This is a genomic window from Bradyrhizobium macuxiense, assembly GCF_001542415.1.
Lineage (GTDB): Bacteria > Pseudomonadota > Alphaproteobacteria > Rhizobiales > Xanthobacteraceae > Bradyrhizobium > Bradyrhizobium macuxiense.
The window spans coordinates 1-2,576 of record NZ_LNCU01000028.1 but is presented as its reverse complement, the minus strand read 5'-3'; the positions used below and the strand labels follow the sequence as shown (position 1 = coordinate 2,576).

2 protein-coding genes and 2 pseudogenes are annotated in these 2,576 nt (G+C 61.2%); all 4 read right to left on the bottom strand.

Translation table 11 applies throughout. The features are described from left to right. Window positions 1–226 (bottom strand): SDR family NAD(P)-dependent oxidoreductase (locus tag AS156_RS45920; protein WP_430641780.1); only part of this gene is annotated, 226 nt, incomplete at its 3' end. A 250-nt stretch (window positions 227–476) separates the two neighbouring features. Further along, window positions 477–688 (bottom strand): annotated as a pseudogene (locus tag AS156_RS43980) (glutathione S-transferase family protein); the annotation flags it as partial. A 1-nt stretch (window position 689) separates the two neighbouring features. Next, window positions 690–1,133 (bottom strand): glutathione S-transferase family protein (locus AS156_RS06210; RefSeq protein ID WP_245312564.1); only part of this gene is annotated, 444 nt, incomplete at its 3' end. 241 nt (window positions 1,134–1,374) lie between these two features. Continuing rightward, window positions 1,375–2,559 (bottom strand): annotated as a pseudogene (locus tag AS156_RS06200) (IS701 family transposase); the annotation flags it as partial. Between the last annotated feature and the right edge of the window lie 17 nt (window positions 2,560–2,576).

Below are 2,576 nucleotides of genomic sequence, written 5' to 3'. Positions count from 1 at the left end.
CCGGCGGGTTTGGGAGGCCAGCATTGTTCACAAGAATATCGACGCGTCCGAATGCGCCTATCGCTGCATCGACGACCCCGTGCAGTTCGCGTTCGTTGCCAAGATCGGCTGCTCCAATGGCTGCGCGCTGCGGTGCAGCGCTGGCGCGCTGCGTTTGCTCGAGCGTTTCGATATCTGTCGAAGTGAGGAAGACACGGTGACCCGCATCTAGCAGGGCTAAGGCCATCACCCGCCCAAGACCGCGTCCCGCGCCGGTCACGATGGCTACACGTTCAGTCATGGTTCGCATCCGGTTCACCATTCTCGGAAACGTCTCATGCGGCGTTAGGTTTCCGCAGCATGGATTGCGCCCCACGTCGTTCCGCTCATTTCGTCAGCGCGACTACATCCGCCGAAGGCGTAATCCACCGCGTCTCCTCGTCGAACGGCGTCGATGATGGCGGGTTGCGCTTCACCAACCCGCCCTACAACCTCGTTTAGCCAGCCGATGGCTTGCCGCTATTGACCGCCAACTGCGCCTCGAAGGCCCTCTTGTACGCAGGCCGCGCTTCGCCGCGGGCGACGTAGGCGGCGAGATCAGGGAATTCGTCCAGAATGCCCGATGCCCTCAGCCTGAGCAGCACCGACACCATCATGAGGTCGCCCGCGCTGAACGTGCCATCGAGCCAGTCGGCATCGCCGAGGCGGGNGGCGGAGAGCTGCTTCAGCCGGTCGCGAACGCGATCCATGACCCGAGGCAGACGCTCGCTGGTCCATGGCCTGTCACTCTCCAGAATCCTGGCGGTGACGAGTTCGAGGATCGGCGGCTCCACCGTGTTGAGCGCGGCAAACATCCATGCGATCGCGCGCGCCCGGGCATTGGCATCGTCAGGCAGCAGGCCCTTATGGCGCTCGGCGATATGGAATACGATGGCTCCCGTCTCGAACAGCGTGAGATCGCCGTCCTCATAGGTCGGTATCTGGCCGAAAGGATGCAGCGCCAGATGCGCGGGTTCCTTCATTGCGCGGAACGAGACAAGGCGGACCTCGTAGGGTTGGCCAACTTCCTCAAGCGCCCAGCGAACTCGCGTATCGCGTGCCAGTCCCTTGCCGCCATCAGGCGATCGTTCAAAGGCGGTAATGGTGATGGTCATGGTTTCCCTCCGCGTCCCTGGCCAGGCGTCCCTAGCATTACAGTTGTCTTTTTGCTTTGAGGTGCGCCCGTTGAGCTGCCGCCTGGTGGGCTCTGCGCCAGAAGGACCAAGCGATGATGAGCGCGGGTTCGATCCGCGTGCGATGAAGTCTGATGGCAATGCGGCGGATTTCCTGGAGTGACCAGCGGATCAGTTTGGGGGCGGTTTTGTTTTGGCTTTTGCCGCGTGGCGCCGTTTCGTTTTTTTGGGCGGCGTCGGATTGGCGGCGATGCCGGATTGCGGCCATCATGGCGAATGCGAGCATCACCAAGGACACGTGACGGTGCCAGCCATGCCAGGATCTGCTCTCGTTGTGATCGAGCCCGAATTCGTTTTTCGCAGTTTCAAAGCTGTCTTCGATCGCCCATCGATGGCCTTCGACCGCGACCAGCGTTTCAATTGATGTTCCTGCCGGGCACCAGGTCGAGAAGAAGGCGAGGTCATCATCAGCGATACGACGCCGGATCAGCAGACCGCGTGTCCAAAGACCTTGATCGACGCTGTTGAATTCTTCGGCATCGAGATCGGCTAGTTCGAGATAACACCAATCGTGCAGCCGCGGTCCTTTGGTTCCGGCACCGGCCGACAGGCGCTTCCAGTCGGATGGGCGTCGCGTCCGGGCGAGTTCCGCAGCCGTCCCGGCGACCGGCGGTCGCTTGCCCCAGGATCGGAATACATGAGCGCTGTTGACCCCAAGCACGTAGCCCTTGCCGGCCCGACGCAATTGCTGTTCGAGGTCGCCAACACCGTAAACGGTATCGCCGGCAACCCAGTTGAATGGGACAGACGCCGCTATCGCCCGTGCGATCATTCTCGTCGCAAGCTTTGGCTTGGTCGCAAAACCGACGTCGGCAGGCACGTATGTGGCTTCCAGGCGATCTGGATCGTCGGTCCATTCCTTCGGAAGATATAATGCGCGATCGATGAACGCATGGCCATGACGCGAAACGTAGGTAGCGAACACGCCGATCTGGCAGTTCGTAATCTTGCCTGCCGAACCGGTGTATTGCCGCGCCACGCCGCACGACGCCTTCCCCTGTTTGAGAAAGCCGGTCTCGTCGATGACGAGGACCGCATCGTCGTCTGCCAAATGCTCCATCACATAGTCGCGGACAATATCGCGCAAGGCATCGGCATCCCAATCGCTGCGACCCAAGATCGCCTGTTGCCGCCAAGGACCAGGATCGCCAGCGGCCTCCGCGCGCATCCAACCGGTCTTGCGTTGCTCATCACCGAGCAGACCTTCCAGAAACAGGCCCGCGTTCCTCGCAACACGTTCTTGCCCGAACAGCGGACGTATCCGCTTCTTAACCTCCCGAAGCGACGCAGCCCACAACGCAAGCGTCTCTTCAACTGACGCTGCCTGCGCCCACAATCTTCGAATCATGGTTGCCCATGGATTCA